We start from the raw sequence: 19,503 nt of genomic DNA on the forward strand, positions 1-19,503 counted from the left end.
GCGGAGCGCATCGCCGGTCCATCGCGTGAGAGGCGTCGGAGCGGCTGCTTGTCCGCGCCAAGAAAAAGCCCGGAACAGCGGTTCCGGGCTTTTCAATCGGGGGCAGGGCGATCCTTACGCCAGGAAATAATCCTGCAGCGGGCGGACCGTCAGGTTGCCGTCGCGGTAGGCGATGATGCCTTCCACGGCGGCGGTGGCGCCGGGGATGGTGGTGTAATAGGGGATCTTGCCCATCAGTGCGGTGCGGCGGATGTCGCGGCTGTCCGAGATCGACTTGGCGCCGTCGGTGGTATTGATCACCAGCTGGATGCCGCCATTCTTCATCGAATCCACGATGTGCGGCCGGCCTTCGAGCACCTTGTTGACGCGGGTGGCGGCGATGCCGTTCTCGACCAGGTATTTCTGCGTGCCCGAGGTCGCCACGATCTGGAAGCCGGCGGCCTCGAGCTTGCGCGAGAAGTCGAGGATCAGCGATTTGTCGTCGTCGCGGACCGAGATGAAGGCCGTGCCGGTGCGCGGCACCTTGGTGCCGGAGCCGATCTGGCTCTTGGCAAAGGCGATGGCGTAATCGGTATCAAGACCAATGACTTCGCCGGTCGACTTCATTTCTGGTCCGAGCACCGTGTCGACGCCGGGGAAGCGGTTGAACGGGAACACGGCTTCCTTGATGGCGACGTGGTTGAGCTTTTTCTCGACCAGGCCGAAGCTGGCGAGGCTCTCGCCGGCCATGATGCGGCTGGCGATCTTGGCGATCGGCACGCCGATGACCTTGGCGACGAACGGCACGGTGCGCGAGGCACGCGGGTTCACTTCGAGCAGGTAGATGGTGCCGTCCTTGATGGCATACTGGACGTTCATCAGCCCGCCGACCTTGAGCGCGAAGGCCAGTTCGACGGTCTGGCGCTTGAGCTCGGCGATCATCTCGTCCGACAGGTTCTGCGGCGGCAGCGAGCAGGCGCTGTCGCCCGAGTGGATGCCGGCTTCCTCGATATGCTCCATGACGCCGCAGATGAAGACGTCCTTGCCGTCGGCGAGGCAGTCGACGTCGATCTCGGTGGCGCGGCTGAGATAGCCGTCGAACAGCAGCGGATTGTCGGACAGCACCGAGTTGATCTGGCCGGTCTTGTCGTTGGGATAGCGGATCAGGATATCGGGCGGCACCAGCGACGTCAGGGTGTCCTGCACATAGCCTTCGAACTCGGTGGGCGAATGCACGATCTGCATGGCGCGGCCGCCCAGCACGTAACTGGGGCGGATGACCAGCGGATAGCCGAGCCGCTCGGCAACGATGCGGGCCTGCTCGAGCGAATAGGCAATGCCGTTCTTGGGCTGGTGCAGTTCGAGCCTGCTCAGCAGCTTGGAGAACAGGTCGCGGTCCTCGGCGAGGTCGATGGCGTCGGGCTGGGTGCCGAGGATCGGCACGCCGGCCTTCTGCACCGCTTCGGCAAGGTTGAGCGGGGTCTGGCCGCCGAACTGCACGATCACGCCGTGCAGCGTGCCGTTGGACTTTTCGGTCTCGAGGATCTCGATGACGTCTTCCTCGGTGAGCGGCTCGAAATAGAGCCGGTCGGAGGTGTCGTAGTCGGTCGAGACGGTCTCGGGGTTGCAGTTGACCATGATGGTTTCATAGCCGGCCTCCGACAGGGCGAAGGCGGCATGGCAGCAGCAATAGTCGAACTCGATGCCCTGGCCGATGCGGTTGGGACCGCCGCCGAGGATGACCACCTTCTTGCGGTCCGAGGGGCGTGCCTCGTCGGCCACGGCGCCGGCGAACGGCGTTTCGTAGGTCGAGTACATATAGGCGGTGGGCGAGGCGAACTCGGCAGCCGAGGTATCGATGCGCTTGTAGACCGGCCGGACGCCGAGGCTGAGGCGCAGGTCGCGGACGTCCTTGGCCTTCTTGTTGGCGAGGTCGGCCAGCCGGCGATCGGAAAAGCCCATGGCCTTGAGGCTGCGCAGCACGCTGGCGTCCTCGGGCAGGCCGAATTCGCGAACCTTCTTTTCGGTATCGATGAGGCCCTGCATCTGCTCGAGGAACCACTTGTCGATCTTGCAGGCGTCGTAGATGTCCTGAACGCTCCAGCCCAGCCGCATGGCCTCGGCGACATAGAGCAGGCGCTGCGGCGTGGCGGTGGAGATGGCGGCCGCGACGGCGTTCTCGTTGTCGTCCTCGGCGGCACCGGGGACATAGCCGGGAATGCCGACCTCGTTGAGCCCGGTCAGCCCGGTTTCGAGCGAGCGCAGCGCCTTCTGCAGGCTTTCCTGGAAGGTACGGCCGATGGCCATGGCCTCGCCCACCGACTTCATCGAGGTGGTCAGCCGGTTGTCGGCGCCGGGGAACTTCTCGAAGGCAAAGCGCGGGATCTTGGTGACGACATAGTCGATGCTGGGCTCGAAGCTGGCCGGGGTGGCGCCGCCGGTGATGTCGTTTTCCAGTTCGTCCAGCGTGTAGCCGACGGCCAGCCGCGCCGCGACCTTGGCGATCGGGAAGCCGGTGGCCTTGGAGGCCAGTGCCGAAGAGCGCGACACGCGCGGGTTCATCTCGATGACGATCATGCGGCCATCATCGGGATTGATGGCGAACTGCACGTTGGAGCCGCCGGTCTCGACGCCGATCTCGCGCAGCACCGCCAGCGAGGCGTCGCGCATGATCTGGTATTCCTTGTCGGTCAGCGTCAGGGCCGGCGCCACGGTGATCGAGTCACCGGTGTGGACGCCCATCGGGTCGAGGTTCTCGATCGAGCAGATGATGATGCAGTTGTCGTTCTTGTCGCGAACGACCTCCATCTCGTACTCTTTCCAGCCGAGCACGCTTTCCTCGATCAGCACCTCGTCGGTGGGCGAGGCATCGACGCCGCTTTCGACGATGTTGAGGAATTCTTCCTTGTTATAGGCAATGCCGCCGCCGGTGCCGCCGAGGGTGAAGCTCGGGCGGATGATGCAGGGCAGGCCGATGACTTCGAGCGCCTGCAGCGCCTCGATGGTGTTGTGGGCCAGCATGGAGCGCGGCGTCGACAAGCCTATCTTTTTCATGGCATCGCGGAACAACTCGCGATCCTCGGCCTTGTCGATGGCTTCGGCGGTGGCGCCGATCATCTCGACGCCGTATTTTTCCAGCACGCCCATCTTGCGCAGGCTGAGGGCGCAGTTCAGCGCCGTCTGGCCGCCCATGGTCGGGAGCAGGGCGTCAGGTCGCTCCTTCTCGATGATCTTGGCCACCACTTCCGGGGTGATCGGCTCCATGTAGGTGGCGTGGGCAAGATCGGGATCGGTCATGATCGTCGCCGGATTGGAGTTCACCAGAATGATCCGGTAGCCCTCGTCCTTGAGTGCCTTGCACGCCTGGGTGCCGGAATAGTCGAACTCGCATGCCTGCCCGATAATGATCGGTCCCGCCCCGATGATGAGGATGGATTTGATATCGGTACGTTTTGGCATGGGCTCGTCTCGGGTCTGGCGCGCGCGAAAACACGGCGCTCTGGCGCTGGGGCAATACGGATTCTGTAGGTTAAGGCGGCGGTGTACGGACTTCAGACGCGCGAGGCAAGAGGGCAAGCGCGAAAGCGGATGATTTGGCGCACCTGCCCGGCAGGGCGGTCGGGAACTAGGTTCTGTACCCATAAAGGGGATTCCCTTTGAGTACGAAGGCTGATTCAACCTCCTGAATGGAGGTGGCGATGGCTCGATTTGATCTCAGCGATGCGGAGTGGCGGATCATTCTGCCCCTCCTGCCCAACAAGCCGCGCGGAGTGCCGCGCACCGATGACCGACGGGTGATCAACGCCATCTTCTATGTGCTGCGCACCGGCTCGCCCTGGCGCGACCTGCCGGAGCGCTACGGCCCCTATACGACCGCCTATAACCGGTACAACCGGTGGGCCAAGGCCGGGGTGTGGCTCGGGATATTCGAAGCCCTCGCCGAGCGCTCGCCGCAGTCGATGGCGCTGATCGACAGTTCGATCATCCGGGCACACCAGCACGCCGCGGGCGGAAAAAAGGGGGCCCGGATCACGCCATCGGTCGGTCTCGTGGAGGACTGAGCACCAAAATCAATGCCGTGGTCGATGGGACCGGCCTGCCGATCCGCATCATGCTCACTCCCGGCCAAGCCTCCGACAAGCAGGCCGCCGCCGTCCTCATCGAGAGCCTTACACGCACCCGCGACCTTGTTGCCGACCGCGGCTATGACGCTCGCGTCCTCATCGACCTGGCTGCGGCACGGGGAGCCCGTGCCCACATCCCCACACAGAAAGACCGCAGGGTCCAGCGCAGCATTGACCGGGGCCTCTATCGCGAACGCAATCTGGTCGAGCGCTTCTTCTGCAAACTCAAACACTTCCGTCGCGTCGCCACACGATTCGACAAGCTCGCCCGCAACTTCCTCGCCAGCGTTCTGCTCGCCTCAATCCCACTCTGGACCAGAAGTTATCAGTCCAAGACCTAGAGCGTCCAGCCGAAGACGTGCAGGGGCAGGAGGCCGGCGAGCCAGTCGGGGTCGGCCCAGCGGGGGGCGAGGAGCCAGCTGATGAGGCTGCTCAGGGTCGTCAGGATGAGGACGAGCCAGCGCATCCAGGAGCGGACGCGGGTCGAGGCCAGCCAGCCCAGCGTGGTGGCCAGCAGGGCCAGGGCCGGGGTCCAGGGGGCGAGGCCCCAGGAAAAGACGGCATTGCCGACCAGCACATAGAGGGGTAGGGCGATGGTCAGTACACTGGTGCGGATCTGCCGCCGCCGGTCGGGGATGGCGAGGTGCAGCGGCACGGCCAGGGCCACCAGCGCGAGGCTGAGGAGCGCCGGGGCGAGAGGCATGATGCCGCCCGGCTGCAGGGTGAAGGCGGCGACATAAGGGGCAAAGAGGAAACCGACGCCCAGGTCGTTGCGCAGCGCCATGGCGGTGACGCCGGCGACGACAATCAACAGCGGCATGACGGACACCACGAACATGGCCATGAAGGCGCCGGGCTCGCGGTTCGCCTGATTGCCGCCCGAGGTCGTGGCCACGGCGAGCACGAGAATGGGCAGCAGCGCCGCCAGCGGCGGGCCGGCGAGCAGGAGCAGTGGCAGGGCCAGTCCGTAATTGATGACGGACTGGACATCGCCCACGGCCTCCAGCCGGCGTCGCGCCGGGATCAAGGCGCCGAGCACGAGGACGAGCAGGATTTCGGGACGCGAGAAGGTGAACGAGAACAGCACCAGACCGTGCGTGGCGACGACCAGAAGCAATGCGGCCGCCATCAGTGGGGGCCAGTTGCTGGTGCAGAGCGAGCGATAGAGCAGGCTGCCGAGCAGCGCGGCCAGCGCGACATGCAGGAGGAGCAGGGCGATGGCCGGATCGAGCATCTCGCCAGGCAGGCCGGCGAGCCAGACAAGCAGCACGCGCAACAGGCTGCCCTGCTCGAAGCCGGGCAGTGCCGCCCAGAACGGGGTCGGATCGTCGACGCCGTTACCGGCCAGATTGCCGCCCACGAGCAGGATCAGCGAGGCCACCATCAGGCCGATGGGCCAGGAGGTGATGTGACGGCGTGGCGTCGCCTGGATGTGGAGCGCCGGGTTCACGGCTTTGTCTCATCTGCCGAGGACAGCATCGACCGGGTCACCGAGGACGTCCCGTGCTCGGTCTTTTCCCAGTAATGCGGATTGCTGATCAGCTGCTTGAGCGCCTTGTAGCCGGCGACGGAGTGGAGCACCCAGTAGAGCGGCAGCGTCAGGCCGACGAGGACGAGGTCGAAATAGCGCCGCTTGAGGGCGGCGATGACGCCGAAATACATCAGGAAGAGATTGCCCACGACCAGGTTGAAGGTCGCCATGGTGCCGAAGGGCTCGGGGAACAGCCAGCCGAACGGCTGCACCTGCAGCGCGAACATCAGCAGGGTAATGGCCCAGAGGATGGGATTGAGCAGCACGGTGAAGGCGGGCGCGCCGATGAAGAAGTGAAAGCTCAGAAAGCCGACGGGGCCGATGGAGCGGTAGAGATGCAGCGGATGTCGCATATGCACCAGCCAGGTCTGCATATAGCCCTTGATCCAGCGGCTGCGCTGCTTGATCCAGCTGGGCAGCACGCCATTGGCCTCCTCGAACGTGGTCGAGTTGATGACGCCGACGGTATAGCCCTCCTGGGCGAGGCGGATGCCCAGATCGGCGTCCTCGGTGACGTTGTAGGGGTCCCAGCCCTTGACCTTGCGAAGCGCCTCGACCTTGAAGTGATTGGAGGTGCCGCCGAGCGGAATGGGCACCTTGAGGCGGTCGAGGCCGGGCAGCATGAAGTCGAACCAGTGCGAATATTCCAGCGTGAACATCCGCGTCAGCCAGTTTTCGCTGCGGTTGAAGTAGTTCAGCCGGGCCTGCACGCAGGCGAGTTCGGGTCCCGCGGTGGAGAAGGCGAGGATGGCCTTCTTGAGCTGATCGGGCTCGGGCTGGTCCTCGGCATCGTAGATGGTCAGGAACTCGCCGCGGCAGAATTGCAGGGCGTAGTTGCAGGCCTTGGGCTTGGTCTTGGGCTGGCTGGGCGGCACCCGGATGATCTCGAAATTGCCGGGCAGGGCCAGCGCCTTGGCGGCCTCGATGGTCTCGTCGTCGTCTTCCTCGAGGACCAGCTTCACCTCGAGCTTGGACATCGGGTAGTCGAGCCGTTGCAGGGCGGCGGCCAGCAGCGGCAGCACCTTGGCCTCGCGATACATCGGCACCATCACCGTATAGACGGGAAGATCTCGATCGGAGACCGAGTCCACGGCCTCGGGCGAAATGACGATATCGGCCTGCCGGCTGGAGCCGACCCAGGTCAGGATGAACTTGAACAGGAAGGTCAGCGTGTAGAGGACGGTCGCAGCGGACATCAGCACGACCAGCGTGGGCAGGGGCGCGATGACCAGTGAACCGACCAGCGCGATCAGGCACAGCAGCAGGATGGTGACCTGGTCGCCCGAGAAGGTGATCTTGGCCGAATGCTCGGGTTTCCACTCGAACAGCGACTCGCGGGCAGCGTGGCTGTCGGGCTCGCGGAAGATGGCCTGGGTCTGCCAGAGAATGTCGTAGGGCGAGGTGATGACGAAATCGACGTCGTCGTAGCGGTCATCGGCCCAGGCGCGGACGTCGTCGGAGAGCGAGGTGGTGGCGATCAGCACCTTGCCGTCGCGGATGCGCCAGGGGGTCAGGTTGCGCGCCGTATATTCCTGCCGGTCGGCCAGGTCGACGAGCGCAAGGTCGCTGGGCTGCTCGAGCAGGTTGACGAAGGGCAGGCCGTGCACGTCGGCAAGCGCCTGATAGTAGTCCTGCCGGCGCACCAGGCCCTGGGCGATGAGCACATGCGCCAGATCATGCCCCCAGTCGGAGCTGTCGCGGACGGCGCCGGCCAGCTTGGCGACCGACAGCGATCCGCGCTCGACGAGGAGATCGGCAACGGCCAGCTGCAATCCGTCACCGACCGGGGAGCGGACCCGTTCCGGTGCTGAGCGTTCGCGTTGATAGGCAAGTTCCACCATCGCGCCAAGCAATCAGAAAAGACTGAAGGTTCGGTCAATTCCGCGAGCTGAAATTGCTCCGCAGCGGGTCCCGGCCGACGCCCTCAGCTCAACAGACGCCAGGTCTGGTAGGTGGCCAGCAGGGTGACGAGACTGCCCACGAGGATCATCAGCGTCCTGGCGGGGATGCGCTTGACCAGCAGGCCGGCAAGCGGCGCAGCGACGACGCCGCCGGCAATCAGTCCGCCCACCGCTGTGGCGTGGCTGAAAAAGCTCTCGGCCTCCGACCAGTGCCCGGTGAGCATGGCGATCAGGAAGGTGGCCGAGACGGTCACGGTGAGAAAGAATTCCGCCGTGTTGACGGTGCCGATGACGTAGCGCGGCGTGCCGCCGGAGCCGACGAGGGTGGAGGTCACCACCGGTCCCCAGCCACCGCCGCCAGCGGCATCGACAAAGCCGCCGACAGCGCCGAGCGGCGCCACGAGGGCAGCATTGGTCGACAGGCTGGTCTTGCGGGTGCGGAAGGCGCGATAGAAGATGAAGCCCCCCATCAGGGCGAGATAGGCCGTGATCCAGGGGCGGAGAACGTCGCCGTCGAACGAGGTGAGGACAAAGGCGCCCAGAGCGCCGCCGACCACGCCGGCCGGCATCAGCCGCCAGAATAGTTTCCAGTCGATGTTCCGGCTGGCGACGTGGCTGGTCGCGGAGGCCGCGGTGGTGAAGAGTTCGGCGGCGTGCACGCTGGCGGAGGCATAGGCGGGGCTGACGCCCACCGAAAGCAGCACGGTGGAACTGACCACGCCATAGGCCATGCCCAGCGCGCCATCGACGATCTGGGCGAGAAAGCCCACCAGGGCAAAAATGGCAAACTCTGTGAGCATCGACGGGGTTCTCCTTGGCGCGACGGAGAGCAGGCTATTTGATACTCGACCTAGTTGGTAGTCTATCGATGATGCGGCCGTTGCGAAGAAGGTGGCAGCAGGAGCATTTTCGTTCAGCGGCGCTGCGGTTGCCAGAATGCGGAGATTGCCACAGCCACCCAGCCGAGGATCATGGCGCCCCCGCCGATCGGCGCGGCGAACGGGAAGAGGGGGGTGCCGGCGCGCGACCGCATGGCCAGGTCACCGGCAAACAGGATCACCCCGACGGCCAGCACAAGCGCTGCGCCCGCGGCGACGCGGTTGTCGCGCAGCAGGCTGAGGCCGATCAGGGCCGGCGCGTGGAACAGCAGGAAATAGGCAGCGGTGGTGAGGTTCGTGTCGGCGCCGTGGCTGCCGGCAGCGGCCGCCGCGACGCCGAGGGCGCCGAACACTCCGGCCAGAGCAAGGACCATGCGGTGCATCGGGACACTCCTGTTGACGGGGTGTCCTTAGCAGACGCAGCCGGGCCGGGGAATGTGACGATCAGGCCTTGCGGCCGCGGATCTCGGCCGTGCCGGCATCGTCATCCCACTCGACGATCCAGGCGCCGCGGCTCATGCGCTCGAGTTCGGCGAAGCGCTGGGCATCGTCGGGCAGCCGCTCGCGCAAGGCGCGGTTGAGTCCCTCGGCGCCGCTGGCGGTGTAGATGGCGAGGAAATCGCTGCGGTTGATCGGTGCGTTCGACTGGCTCACGCAGGTTCCGATCAGGGATCGACAGGCGTGAGGTCGGCCTCGGCCACGACGCGTTCAAACAACTCGCCCTCGCTCTTGACGCGATAGAGCAACTGGCCGCCTTCGTGCGGCAGCAGGAAGACCACCTGGCAATCCCCGGCATTGCGGGAAATGGCGAGGCCGCCCTGCTTCATGCGCAGCCGGTCGCCGACCTTGAAGCGGTGCAGCGCCAGTTCGGGATCGATGTCCTCGAGGCTGATGGCGGGGGCGACGAAGCCCGGGGTCGCGGCGCGGGCGAGACTGGCGCGGGCGGCGGGCAAGCGACGGGTGACGGGAATGGCAATGCTCTTGATGTCAGTCTCCTGTGTCTGGTGCTGCGGCTCCTGAACCTGGATCGTCCGTCTGCGGGGCAGGGGATAACGAGGGTCGTTGTAGAGCTCGGAGATCTGTTTCATGCCGAGGCGGCGGTCGTCACATTCGATGGTGGAGACTTCGCCGGCCGGATGCGGTGTCTCGACGACGTGACGTATGGCCTCGGCGGCCGTTTGGAAACTCCGGAAGCGCAGACCGCCACGCCGCTGTGTACCGCGCCCGACATAAAGTTCGACAGGCTGCGTGTAGTCAAAAACCGGCAGTGCGGGTTCGGTTGCCCTGGTGTCAGGCATACGTCCTCCCGGGGGTAGCCGGCGCCGCCGAAGCGGCGCCCGCAAGAAGCTTACAGCTCCTGGATATTGATCGCGGACATACGGCCGTCGCGGCCGGTCTCGAGATCGTAGGAAACCTTCTGGCCTTCGGCGAGGCCCGACATGCCGGCGCGCTCCAGAGCCGACACGTGGACGAATGCGTCCTTGCCGCCATCGTTGGGCGAAATGAAGCCGAAGCCCTTGGTGGAGTTGTAGAACTTGACGGTACCTTCAGTCATATGACTATCTCTCTCAATTGAGGTCCGCAAAAACGAACGGACAAAATTTCTGCCCCGGACGACATGCCCGCGGCAGGCTAGCGTTCACAATATCAAGTGGTAGCCAATGCGCCGGAACAAACCGGCAATTCAGGTTAGCGCGTGACAGCTGCAAAACGTCTAGAGAGTATGGGCTTTTCTGGCCGCTGAAACAACCCTGAAGCGCAAATAAATCTAGACGAAGGTCGTATTCGACCCGTCCGGATGCGACAATTTTCGCTGGTCGATCAGTGGTTTGGGCCGGCCTGATTGCTCTGAGTCTGGCCGCGGCGGGTGGTCCGCCGGCCTCAGCGCCCCTCGTCGGGGATATTGAGAATGTGGCCGCAGGCCTTGCAGTGTACCGCATCGGGATCGTGCACCTGCAGGCCGCATTGCGGGCAGGGGAAACGCACCTTGTTGGGCCTGAACAGGGCCTGCGCCAGACGGACGAACAGGGTGATGCCGATGATCATCACGGTAATAGCCGTCAGCTTGCCGAAGGTCCCTTCGAGGACGATGTCGCCGTAGCCGGTGGTGGTCATGCTGGTGACGGTGAAATAGAGCGCATCGATATAGCCGGTGATGCCGCCCTCCTCGCCGACAAAGAAGGTGTAGACGAAGCCGGTCACCACGAAAATGAAGACGACGATATTGACGGTGGCACGCGCCGTTTCCTCCCAACGGCCGAGGCCCCAGCTGTGCAACGGCCGCCACAGAAAGCCCGAGCGGGAGAGGGTCCAGAGGCGCAGGACGCGCAGAAAGCCGAGATTGGCGAGGACGGCCGGCACCAGCAGCGTGGCCAGGATGAAGAAGTCGACAATCGTCGTGAGCTGGCCGAGCCAGCGCGCCAGTTTCGTGCTGGCCAGGGCGCGGGCGATGATGTCGATCGCCAGCACGGCGGCGATGAACAGGTCGATATAGAGAAAAACCGGCTCCTCGCGCCAAATCGGGGCGGAGATGAACACGGCGATGATGGCGAGATCGACGATCAGCAGGCTGTACTGGAAGCGCAGCGCCAGACTGCTGTGTCCGTAATAGAGGATGCGCAGATTGGCGCGCAGGCGCTGGAATCCGGTGCGTTCGGCGGGCCGCTGGTTGTCGTCGCTGGTCATCAAGGGCTGATCCGGGCTCCTGGCAGTGCGTCTTTCGGCAGGCGGACCTGCCGCTCGGTCTATCCCGTTCTTGAACGAGGCAAGGGGACAAGTCTATGCTACGGGCAATTGATTGAAGAAGTTGCGTTGTCCGACTGGAACAACAGGCGCAGCTGTACATTGGGCCACAGCACGTCCGGATCAGAGCTATATGAAGAACGACACGAGGTGGTTGCTGCGCGAGCGGACCGCTGCCGCACATGCCGAGGTCGACGCCGCGATCGGCGTTTTCGACGATCAGGCGGGCTATCTGCGATACCTGAAAAACCTCTACGCCTTCCGGGTCCCCATCGAGCGCTCGGTGCTGGGCTGCGCGCTGCCCCAACTGTCGAGCTATTCCATGACGGCGCTCGGCGACCATCTGGCGCAGGACATTGCCGATCTCGGTGACGTCGTGCCGGCCACCGGGACGCCCAAAATCGACTTGCACGGCGCGCGCCTGCTCGGGGTGCTCTATGTGCTGGAAGGCGCGGCGCTGGGCGCCAATATCCTCTACAGGCGGGCGCAGGCGCTGGGCTTTCACGCCACGTTCGGGGCGCGTCATCTTGCTGCGGCGGTGTCGAGCGGCACCTGGCCCCGCTTCCTCGAACTGATGGCTGCAGAGGCCGACCTCGACATCGAGCAGGCGACGCTGGCCTCGCTCGCGACCTTCGAAGCGGCGCGCAGCGCCTTCGCACTGGCTGACGCATGACCGTGCAGCATCAGGTCGACCTCACCAATTGCGATCGCGAGCCGATCCATATCCCTGGCAGCATCCAGCCGCATGGAGCGCTGCTGGCGCTGGACGGCAGCATGTCCAAGGTCTTGCGGCATTCGGTGAACAGCGCCGAAATGCTCGGCCTCGACGGTCCGCTCAATGGCACGGCGCTCGAAGTCCTGCTGGGTGACCAGCTGACCCATGACCTGCGCAACGCGCTGGCCAGCTCCGGCAACTCGTCACGCGCCGCCCTGATGCTGGCGCAGCCGATCGGCGAGGGGCTCTTCGACATCGCCGTGCACCGCTTCAAGGGCACGGTGATCGTGGAACTGGAGCGCACGACAGCGGGAGCGCCGTCGCCACTGCAACTGGCGCGCACGATGATTGCGCGGATCAGCCAGGTCAACCAGATCGAGACGCTGGTGCAGCAGGCGACACGGCAGATCCGCGCCAGCCTCGGCTATGACCGGGTGATGGTCTACCAGTTCGAGGCCGATGGCGCCGGCAAGGTCGTCAGCGAGACCAAGCGGGCCGATCTCGAGAGCTTTCTCGGCCAGTATTTCCCGGCCTCCGATATTCCGCAGCAGGCGCGGGCGCTCTACGTCCGCAACACCATCCGCATCATCTCGTCCTCCACCTACCAGGCGGTCCGGGTGGAGCCGGTGCTCGACGCCTCGGGAGAGCCGCTGGACCTGTCCTTTGCGCATCTGCGCAGCGTTTCGCCGATCCATCTCGAATATCTGCGCAACATGGGCGTCGGCGCCTCGATGTCGATCTCGATCGTGGTCGATGGCGAGCTGTGGGGACTGATCGCCTGCCACCATTACGAACCCAAGACCCTCGGCATGCCGTTGCGCGTCGTGGCGGAAATGTTCTGCGAGTTCTTTTCCCTGCACCTGGGGGCGTTGCGGCAGAAGCGCCTGCTCGACACCGCCACGCTGGCCCGTTCGAAGCTGGACCGGCTGCTGCAGCAGGCGTCGGGCGGCGATGTCGGCGAACTGCTGCGCGGCCACCTGCCGGACCTCGCGTCGCTGATCGACTGCGACGGTTATGGCCTGATGCTGAACGGCCAATGGACCGGCCACGGCGTGACGCCACCGGCGTCCGAAATCCCGGCGCTGGTGCGCCATCTTGGCTCGGTGACCGAGGGCAAGGTCTGGGCCACCCATGCTCTGGCGACCGGCTTTCCGGAAGCGGAGCAGTACCGGCAAGTTGCGACAGGCGTCATGGCCGTGCCGTTGTCACAGCTGCCGCGCGACTATCTGCTGCTGTTCCGCAAGGAACTGGTGCAGACGCTCAACTGGGCCGGAAATCCGGAAAAATCCTATGGAACGGGGGTTTATGGCGACCGCCTGACGCCGCGCAAGAGCTTTGCGATCTGGAAAGAGGATGTGCACGGCCAGGCGCAGCCGTGGACGGAGGCCGAACGCGAAGTGGCCGAGGCGGTGCGCAACGCGCTGGTCGAGGTCGTGCTGCGTCAGAACGAACTGCTGGCCGACGAACGCAGCAAGGCCGAAGTGCGCCAGCGCATGCTCAACGAGGAGCTCAACCACCGCGTCAAGAACATCCTGGCGGTGATCAAGTCGCTGATCGGCCAGCCGGTGCGCGAAGGCCGCAGCCTTTCCGACTATGTGGCCGGTCTCAAGGGACGCATCCAGGCGCTGTCCTATGCGCACGACCAGGTGATCCGCGGCGAGGGTGGCGGCCAGGTCGCCGACCTGATCGAGGCCGAGGTGACGCCCTATCGCTCGCCCGAAGTGGTGATCGAGCTCGAAGGGCCCGACATCATGATCGATGCGCGGGCCTTTTCGGTGATGGCGCTGGTGCTGCACGAGCTGGCCACCAATGCCGCCAAGTATGGGGCGTTGTCGCGTAGCGGCGGCAAGCTCGACGTCCGCTGGCACATCGATGATCTCGGCGCCTGCGTGGTCGACTGGCAGGAGAGCGGCGGACCACGGGTGCTGCCGCCGTCGCGGGAGGGCTTCGGGACCTATCTGCTGGACCGCAGTATTCCCTTCGATCTGGGCGGCACCAGCGAGGTGGTGTTTGCGCCCGAGGGGCTGCGGGCCCGCTTCGTGCTGCCGAAAAAGAACGTGGCCAGGGTGTCGAGGGCGATCGTGCACGACCGCCTCGCGGAACCGCAGCAGCGCGCGGGCACCGGCGGGCTGCCGGTCGATACGCGCTTCCTGCTGGTCGAGGACCAGATGCTGATCGCCATGGATATCGAGAGCACGCTGAGCGAGCGCGGCTATAACGACGTCACCACCACAAACTCGGTGCGCGAGGCGCTCGGCGTGCTCGACCGGGTGCAGCCGCAGGCGGCCATTCTCGATATCAACCTGGGCGAGACGACCTCGCTGCCGGTGGCCGAAGAACTGCGCCGGCGCGGCGTGCCGTTCGTGTTCGCAACCGGCTATGCGGAGGGCGGCTCGATCCCGGAGGCGTTTGCCGACGTGCCCGTGGTGCGCAAGCCCTATGACGTGGACTCGGTGCTGACGGCGCTGCAGCGGATCGCCGGCTAACTCTTGCGGAAAGTGATCTTGGCGGCAGTCGTGCCCTTGGCATCGACGAGCTTGAAGTTGAGATTGATGCTCGACCCGGCCAGCACCATGTCGGACGAGGCGACGCCGTAGCTGGTTTCCACGTTGGACACCGAAAAGCGGATGGCATTGCCCGAGGCCTTGCCGAAACCGTTGACGGAGACGCCCTGGCCGGAACCGGCGGTCTCGTAGCGCCGGGCCGCGTCGTTATAGACGATGGTGCCGCGGAACGCCGTCTTGCCCTTGTCAAAGGCACAGTCACCGGCATAGCTCAGCTTGCCACCCGAAGCGGCGGTGAACTTGAGCACGCACTCGACCGGGCCGGCCATCGGCCCGCTGACGGTGCTGTTGCCGCGCCAGGTTCCGGCATAGCCGGCCAGCACTGCCTGTTCCTTGGGTCCGGCGACTGCCGGCAGGGCGATGCTCATTGCCACAACCGGCACGAACCATTTGAACAGTGACGTCAACGGCATCAAATCTCTCCGAGAATCAAAGAAGTGCTGTGGAAAGCCTAGCTTTTCCGGGGGAGTTGGGGAAGTCGATCGCGTCGCGGTGACAGGGACTGCTTCGAGGGGCAAATCATCGGCTTGTCTGGACAGCCCGGTGCAGGCAAGCTGCTGCCACGGGAGAAGCAACATGTGCCGCAATATCAAACCGTTATTTAATTTCGAGCCGCCGGCCTCGCGCAACGAGATGCATGATGCTGCATTGCAGTTCGTACGCAAGATTTCGGGCTATACGCATCCGTCCAAAGCCAATGAAGCGGCCTTCGAGGAGGCGGTGGAGGATGTCGAGAAGGTCGTCCGGAAACTGCTCAAGAGCCTCGAGACGCAGGCCCCGCCGCGGGACCGCGAGGCGATGATTGCCAAGGCGCGCGAACGGGCCAAAGAGCGCTACAGCCGCGTCTGAGCGGCGAAAACCCTTGCTTTTTGGCGCGGGAAACCCCATTTATGCCTCATCGCCGATGCGCTGGGGCAACCCGGGCAGGATGGGCGAGTTTAACCCAGTTCCCCGGAAGCTGCCGCGCCGACCCTTCGGCCCCGGACGCCCGGGGACCATTCAGGAGCCGACATTTGGCCAAAGAAGACGTGCTCGAGTTTCCGGGCGTAGTCACCGAATTGCTTCCCAACGCGATGTTCCGAGTCAAGCTCGAGAACGATCACGAAATCATTGCGCACTCCTCCGGACGCCTGCGCAAGAACCGCATCCGCGTGCTCACCGGCGACAAGGTGCTGTGCGAGATGACGCCGTACGACCTCGGCAAGGGCCGGCTGACGTACCGCTTCCGCTAAGGCGATGACTGCGCCTCCGCTGCCCTCGACGGCGGGCGGAGGCTCCGTTGCGGCCTTACCGGCCGATCCCGATCAGGAACCTCACGGACGCCCCGCCGTTGTGTGCTGTGACCGCGGCAGTCAGGCCGCGCAGCAAAAAGGCGTCCCCCATGTTCAACCTCCTGATCATCCTCATCGTCATTGCATTGATCGCTGGCGCACTGGGCTTTACCGGCATTGCGACGGGTGCGGCTGCGGCTGCCAAGATCGTGTTCTTTCTGATGCTCGCCGGCATCGTGCTCATGCTGATCCTGGCGGCGATGGGACTTGCTGTCCTCTTCTAGCTGGCGAAACGGTGCCCGCCGGGGTTGGCGGGCGCCGGTCGCTGCGATATTATCGATAATCCATTTTCGGGGTTACCGCCCCAATCCTCATCCGATTTGACCAAATCCAGCACGGAGGCCCGCGCGTGGCTCAGCAACCTGTTCTCAAACTCGCCGATGGCGCGTCCATCCCGCAGCTTGGCCTGGGCGTGTGGCAGGTCGATCCCGAAATCTGCGAGCGGGTGGTGAGCGATGGCATCAAGGCCGGCTACCGCTCGATCGACACTGCCGAAGGCTACCGCAACGAGGAGGGCGTCGGCGCTGCCATCAGATCGGCGGGCGTGCCGCGCGAGGAGCTGTTCATCACCTCCAAGCTGCGCAATAGCGGCCATAGCCGCGATGCGGCGCTGAGGAGTTTTGACGAGTCGATGCAAAAGCTTGGCATCGATCAGCTCGACCTGTTTCTCATCCACTGGCCGATCCCCAGCCAGGACAAGTATGTCGAGGCCTGGAAGGCGCTGGTCGAACTGCAGCAGCAGGGCCGCATCCGGTCGATCGGTGTCTCCAATTTCAATCAGGATCACCTCGAGCGGATCATCGGCGAGACCGGCGTGACGCCGGTAGTCAACCAGATCGAACTGCATCCGCGCTTCCAGCAGCGCGACAAGCGTGACTTCCACAAGCAGCACGACATCCGCATCGAAAGCTGGAGCCCGCTGGGTTCGGGCCGCATGCTGAGCGACGCGACCGTCGACCGGATCGCCAAGGCGCACGGCAAGTCGATCGCCCAGGTGATCATCCGCTGGCATCTGCAGGAAGGGCTGATCGTCATCCCCAAATCGGTGCATGCCGAGCGCATTGCGCAGAACTTCGACGTCTTCGACTTCGAACTGACGCCGGACGACATGCAGACCATTGCCGGCCTCGATCAGGGCGCCTCCGGCCGCGTCGGCGCCGATCCGGCCACCGCCAGCTTCATGTTCTAGGGGGTGGCGACGGCCAGGTTCGTCGCGGCAAATGCCGAAATGCGGCCCAGGTCAGCGGACGAGAGTGACCCCACCTTGCGCGAGATCAGATCGTTGGGAAGAGTGAAAAGCTTCCATCGCACGATTGAAGGATGCTGAAGCCCGGCTGACTTTCCATCCTCGATCGGCGTGTCGGAGGGCCATACAGACTTCGACGCAGTGGTGATCATGGCCATGACGCTGCTTGCGTGTGCCTCGTTGAATGAGCGGACAGAGATCACCAGTGCCGGACGCCTTTTGGTCACGGCACGCTCGATGAAGGGGAAGGGGACGACGACCACATCCCCGAAGTCACAGATCACGATAGGCGATCTCGTCCTCGGGAGAATCCCACTCGCTGAGCAGGGGCGTCAGCGCCGCGAGATAGCTGTCGGCCGTCATGACCTCGCGAATGTCGACAACGCGCCCCGGCTGATGCCGCAGCCTTGCCCAGACCGAGCGCATGGCCTCGATCGGCTTGATGCCGAGAGTCGGTCGGCCATCCTTGCCATCCTTCATGCGCTCCCAGCGGCCGACGATGCCATCGATTTCGAGATCGATGATGCCGCCTGGTGGCAGGCTCCTGATCTTGCGATGCAGGTGCTGGTCGCCCTCGATATGCTTGAGCCAGATGGCGTCGTCCCGAACTTCTACCTTGCCCATGTTCCATCTCCGATGACGGAAGGAATCTAGGGTGGGGTGGGGGTGGGGTCAAGTCGCCGCCGGAACAGCAGGTTCCAGGCGGCGAGGAAGGCGCCGGCGGTGATCAGCAGGCAGGCGATCAGCACCACGTGGGTGTAGGCGGCATAGCCGGCGAGGATCAGGATCAGCGTCGACAGCAGCGGCGCCGAATAGGAGGTGGCGCCCAACACCTGGATGTCGCCCTGCTTGACGCCGATGTCCCAGAAATAAAAGGCGAGGCCGACCGGCCCGACGCCGAGGGCGACGATGGCGCCCCACTGCCAGAGGTTGTCGGGCCAGACGGTCGGCTCGAGCAGCAGGTGGCAGATGGCCGCCAGCAGCGAGGTGGCGATGCAGAAGCCGGTGACGGCCTCGCTCGGCACCCTGGCGAAGCGGCGCGACAACACCGAATAGCTCGACCAGAACAGCGCCGCGAGGAAGGCCGCGCCGTAGCCCAGCGCGTATTCCGCCTCGAAACTGAAGCCCTGGCCGCGGGTGACCACCAGCACGGCGCCGCCCAGCGCCAGGGCACAGCCGACAATGTGGTTCCAGCGCAGCTTCTCACCCGGCAGCAGGGCGGAGAACAGCACGATCAGCAGTGGCCAGAGATAGTTGATCAGGCCGGCCTCGACGGGCGGCGCGTGGCGCAGGGCGAAGAAGAACAGGAAGTGGTAACCGAAGAGGCCGATGACGCCGAGCGCCCAGACCTTGGGCGGCTGCCGCATGGCAAGCAGCGACTTCGGCCGGAGGGCGAGCAGCGAGATGCCGCCGATGGCAAAGCTGATGGCGAGCAGCTGGAACGGCGGCATGGTGCCGCTGGCGGCGGTGAAGACGGCGAGCGTCGACCAGAGCAGCACGGCGATGAAGCCGACGAGGGTGGCGGTTGGACGGGGCATGAATGGCGACTCTGCTCACGAGCTGTTGCAGGGCCCTGCCAGTTGAAGGCGGCCCTGGCTCGACCTAACCTAGAGACGTCCCGAAAGAAAGCCACCGATGTCGACACTGCCGCCCGAAGCCCTCGCCGCCCGCGCCATGCGCGATACCGGGCTCAACCTTCTCGAGAACGAAGTGCTGGCCGAAAAGGCCTCGTCGCTGGGCCATCACGGGCGCCTCGTGGAACAATCGCTGGCGGCGCTGCGGGCCTTCGACCCGGCAACCGGCACGGCCGAGGAGCGGCAGGCGCTGCTGCGCAAGGCAGCGCACCACGTCTGGTCGTTCTTCGTGCAGCGCGAGCTCTGCGGGCTGCGCGACCAGAAGGAGGTCATCCGCTTCTACCAGGTGCCGGGCGAGGTGCTGGTGCGACTCGGGGCAATCGAGAAAACCTAGAGGTAGAACTTGAATCCTTCGTGGCTCTTTTCAAAGCCCAGCCGCTCGTAGAAGCGGTGGGCATCGAGGCGCTTCTTGTTGGAGGTGAGCTGGACCATGCCGCAGCCGCGGGCACGACACTCGGCCAGCGCCCATTCGATCATTTCGCCCCCCAGTCCCTTGCTGCGCTGCGCCGGGACGATGTGCACCGCCTCGACCAGGCCCCGCCACATGCCGAGGCGACTGAGCCCCGGGATGAAGCTCAGCTGCACCGTGCCCACCGGGGCGCCGCCGAGCTCGGCGATCACCATGCGCTGGTTGGGATCGGCGGCAATTGCCTCGAAGGCTGCAATATAGGCGGGGTGATCTGGCTGGTCCGGCAGGTCTTCGGTCGGCACCACGCTGTCGGCGACGATCAAGCCGACGATGAAGGCGATGTCGTCGCGGGTGGCGTCGCGATAGCTGAGGCGGGGCATGAAGTCACCATAAGGGCTGATTGACGGCGGGGCAGCAGGCAGCCCCATATGCCCCCGGCGAGAGGGGCC

Annotated in this window: 22 protein-coding genes; 8 read left to right on the forward strand and 14 right to left on the reverse strand. The window is 64.9% G+C overall.

Translation table 11 applies throughout. The annotated features are described in order from the left end of the window. Positions 1-114 precede the first annotated feature (114 nt). Entirely contained in the window at positions 115-3,438 is a 3,324-nt protein-coding gene (carB, locus tag AC0L4C_RS11305) for a carbamoyl-phosphate synthase large subunit (protein WP_473399669.1), read from the reverse strand. A gap of 239 nt (positions 3,439-3,677) precedes the next feature. Here carB and AC0L4C_RS11310 point away from each other — a divergent pair. Then, positions 3,678-4,444, forward strand: a protein-coding gene (locus AC0L4C_RS11310; RefSeq protein WP_473399670.1) for an IS5 family transposase whose coding sequence is annotated in 2 segments (ribosomal slippage) — positions 3,678-3,987 and positions 3,987-4,444 — 768 coding nt in all. Because the reading frame shifts where the segments join, the coding sequence is not laid out codon by codon here. Here AC0L4C_RS11310 and AC0L4C_RS11315 read toward each other — a convergent pair. The 8 genes from AC0L4C_RS11315 to AC0L4C_RS11350 form a co-directional block, all read right to left on the reverse strand. Next, on the reverse strand, positions 4,441-5,553 hold the full coding sequence (locus AC0L4C_RS11315; RefSeq protein ID WP_473399671.1) for a hypothetical protein: 1,113 nt from the start codon (positions 5,551-5,553) through the stop codon (positions 4,441-4,443). The genes AC0L4C_RS11310 and AC0L4C_RS11315 overlap by 4 nt on opposite strands. Further along, positions 5,550-7,406, reverse strand: a complete 1,857-nt coding sequence (locus AC0L4C_RS11320) for a glycosyltransferase family 2 protein (RefSeq protein ID WP_473399673.1) — start codon at positions 7,404-7,406, stop codon at positions 5,550-5,552. Before AC0L4C_RS11320 ends, AC0L4C_RS11315 begins: the two co-directional genes overlap by 4 nt. A gap of 152 nt (positions 7,407-7,558) precedes the next feature. Further along, entirely contained in the window at positions 7,559-8,335 is a 777-nt protein-coding gene (locus tag AC0L4C_RS11325) for a sulfite exporter TauE/SafE family protein (protein WP_473399674.1), read from the reverse strand. 113 nt (positions 8,336-8,448) lie between these two features. Further along, on the reverse strand, positions 8,449-8,796 hold the full coding sequence (locus AC0L4C_RS11330) for a DUF423 domain-containing protein (RefSeq protein WP_473399675.1): 348 nt from the start codon (positions 8,794-8,796) through the stop codon (positions 8,449-8,451). Between the two features lie 61 nt (positions 8,797-8,857). Then, positions 8,858-9,067 carry a hypothetical protein gene (locus tag AC0L4C_RS11335; RefSeq protein WP_473399676.1) on the reverse strand — a complete coding sequence of 70 codons (210 nt, stop codon included), beginning with the start codon at positions 9,065-9,067 and terminating at the stop codon, positions 8,858-8,860. Positions 9,068-9,078: 11 nt separating this feature from the next. Then, positions 9,079-9,711: a hypothetical protein gene (locus AC0L4C_RS11340; protein ID WP_473399677.1), complete on the reverse strand. Its 633-nt coding sequence runs from the start codon at positions 9,709-9,711 to the stop codon at positions 9,079-9,081. Between the two features lie 50 nt (positions 9,712-9,761). Beyond that, positions 9,762-9,968: a cold-shock protein gene (locus tag AC0L4C_RS11345; RefSeq protein WP_473399679.1), complete on the reverse strand. Its 207-nt coding sequence runs from the start codon at positions 9,966-9,968 to the stop codon at positions 9,762-9,764. Positions 9,969-10,294: 326 nt separating this feature from the next. Further along, positions 10,295-11,098, reverse strand: a complete 804-nt coding sequence (locus AC0L4C_RS11350) for an ion channel (RefSeq protein ID WP_473399680.1) — start codon at positions 11,096-11,098, stop codon at positions 10,295-10,297. A 190-nt stretch (positions 11,099-11,288) separates the two neighbouring features. On the opposite strand from AC0L4C_RS11350, the gene AC0L4C_RS11355 reads away from it, so the two are divergent. Further along, complete coding sequence (locus AC0L4C_RS11355) at positions 11,289-11,828, forward strand: biliverdin-producing heme oxygenase (RefSeq protein ID WP_473399681.1); 540 nt, start codon at positions 11,289-11,291, stop codon at positions 11,826-11,828. Continuing rightward, complete coding sequence (locus AC0L4C_RS11360; protein WP_473399683.1) at positions 11,825-14,356, forward strand: HWE histidine kinase domain-containing protein; 2,532 nt, start codon at positions 11,825-11,827, stop codon at positions 14,354-14,356. The genes AC0L4C_RS11355 and AC0L4C_RS11360 overlap by 4 nt, the downstream gene beginning before the upstream one ends. Here AC0L4C_RS11360 and AC0L4C_RS11365 read toward each other — a convergent pair. Continuing rightward, positions 14,353-14,847, reverse strand: coding sequence for a hypothetical protein (locus AC0L4C_RS11365; protein ID WP_473399684.1), 495 nt, complete (start codon positions 14,845-14,847; stop codon positions 14,353-14,355). The two genes, AC0L4C_RS11360 and AC0L4C_RS11365, sit on opposite strands and share 4 nt — an antisense overlap. Positions 14,848-15,010: 163 nt before the next feature. On the opposite strand from AC0L4C_RS11365, the gene AC0L4C_RS11370 reads away from it, so the two are divergent. From AC0L4C_RS11370 to AC0L4C_RS11385, 4 genes are all read left to right on the forward strand, one after another. Continuing rightward, entirely contained in the window at positions 15,011-15,283 is a 273-nt protein-coding gene (locus tag AC0L4C_RS11370; protein ID WP_473399686.1) for a DUF2277 domain-containing protein, read from the forward strand. A gap of 164 nt (positions 15,284-15,447) precedes the next feature. Further along, positions 15,448-15,666 (forward strand): translation initiation factor IF-1, encoded by a 219-nt coding sequence (gene infA / locus AC0L4C_RS11375; RefSeq protein ID WP_395813872.1) that lies wholly within the window; start codon positions 15,448-15,450, stop codon positions 15,664-15,666. Between the two features lie 149 nt (positions 15,667-15,815). Next, positions 15,816-15,989: a DUF1328 family protein gene (locus AC0L4C_RS11380; RefSeq protein ID WP_473399688.1), complete on the forward strand. Its 174-nt coding sequence runs from the start codon at positions 15,816-15,818 to the stop codon at positions 15,987-15,989. 125 nt (positions 15,990-16,114) lie between these two features. Further along, positions 16,115-16,954 carry an aldo/keto reductase gene (locus AC0L4C_RS11385; RefSeq protein WP_473399689.1) on the forward strand — a complete coding sequence of 280 codons (840 nt, stop codon included), beginning with the start codon at positions 16,115-16,117 and terminating at the stop codon, positions 16,952-16,954. Here AC0L4C_RS11385 and AC0L4C_RS11390 read toward each other — a convergent pair. From AC0L4C_RS11390 to yddG, 3 genes are read right to left on the reverse strand one after another with little or no spacing between them, the layout of a single operon-like run. Continuing rightward, complete coding sequence (locus tag AC0L4C_RS11390; protein WP_473399690.1) at positions 16,951-17,295, reverse strand: type II toxin-antitoxin system PemK/MazF family toxin; 345 nt, start codon at positions 17,293-17,295, stop codon at positions 16,951-16,953. The two genes, AC0L4C_RS11385 and AC0L4C_RS11390, sit on opposite strands and share 4 nt — an antisense overlap. Continuing rightward, entirely contained in the window at positions 17,285-17,635 is a 351-nt protein-coding gene (locus AC0L4C_RS11395) for a hypothetical protein (protein ID WP_473399691.1), read from the reverse strand. Before AC0L4C_RS11395 ends, AC0L4C_RS11390 begins: the two co-directional genes overlap by 11 nt. Positions 17,636-17,661: 26 nt before the next feature. Further along, positions 17,662-18,549, reverse strand: coding sequence for an aromatic amino acid exporter YddG (gene yddG / locus AC0L4C_RS11400; protein ID WP_473399692.1), 888 nt, complete (start codon positions 18,547-18,549; stop codon positions 17,662-17,664). 97 nt (positions 18,550-18,646) lie between these two features. On the opposite strand from yddG, the gene AC0L4C_RS11405 reads away from it, so the two are divergent. After that, positions 18,647-18,979, forward strand: a complete 333-nt coding sequence (locus tag AC0L4C_RS11405; RefSeq protein ID WP_473399694.1) for a DUF6665 family protein — start codon at positions 18,647-18,649, stop codon at positions 18,977-18,979. Here AC0L4C_RS11405 and AC0L4C_RS11410 read toward each other — a convergent pair. Then, entirely contained in the window at positions 18,976-19,434 is a 459-nt protein-coding gene (locus tag AC0L4C_RS11410) for a GNAT family N-acetyltransferase (protein WP_473399695.1), read from the reverse strand. The genes AC0L4C_RS11405 and AC0L4C_RS11410 overlap by 4 nt on opposite strands. Between the last annotated feature and the right edge of the window lie 69 nt (positions 19,435-19,503).

The organism is Devosia sp. J20-27 (assembly GCF_055808595.1).